At 48.9% G+C, this 612-nt stretch carries 1 protein-coding gene; it reads right to left on the bottom strand.

Going from position 1 to position 612, the window contains the following annotated elements; all coding sequences use genetic code 11:
- Positions 1-18: 18 nt before the first annotated feature.
- Positions 19-612 (bottom strand): IS1595 family transposase (locus P1P89_23315; protein MDF1594452.1); only part of this gene is annotated, 594 nt, incomplete at its 5' end.

Here is a 612-nt window from a genome sequence, read left to right as displayed (position 1 = left end):
ACTGGGTATGCAGTTAACTCAACCGCCCACTATATGTAGAGGGTTACCTCCAATAATCATTTGGCGCGACACAGGCGCGCAATCTACTGCTTGCTCCATCAGGCGGTAGAAAAGTAAACCACGGGCTCTGGATGTACGACGGTTAAACCTGAACGTGAACTCATCAAGGTAATAATCAAGGTGCGACGGCCTTATCGCTCCTTGATGAATTCCAAGCCACCATCGGTCCAAAAGAGATGCAACACGATGAACACGCGGCATAACAACATGAGCAGGATTTCCACTATCAGAGATATTCGTTACAATGTGTCTGTAACCCATAGACTCGATGCCATTATAACCCTTCCATCCATCAGTCCGGATCTCCGCCCCCTTTGTAACGTTATTCGAAACGAATTCACGGAGGCTTATCGCCGATACATCTGGAATAACCGACATACGTATTCTGCCAGGTCCACGCCTCCGAACTTCTGCTGCTATTGCAACAATCGCTTTCCGTTTAGCGCCTCGGCCACGGACTTTTACTCCCACCCCTCCGACATAAGTTTCATCAATTTCAATGGCTCCAGTCAATTGGTCCCGTCCAGGACGTACCATGGCACGACGCAATTT

This window comes from Desulfobacterales bacterium (assembly GCA_029211065.1).
Lineage (GTDB): Bacteria > Desulfobacterota > Desulfobacteria > Desulfobacterales > JARGFK01 > JARGFK01.
The sequence above is the reverse complement of the archived record's forward strand: the minus strand, read 5'-3'. Positions and strand labels throughout refer to the sequence as shown.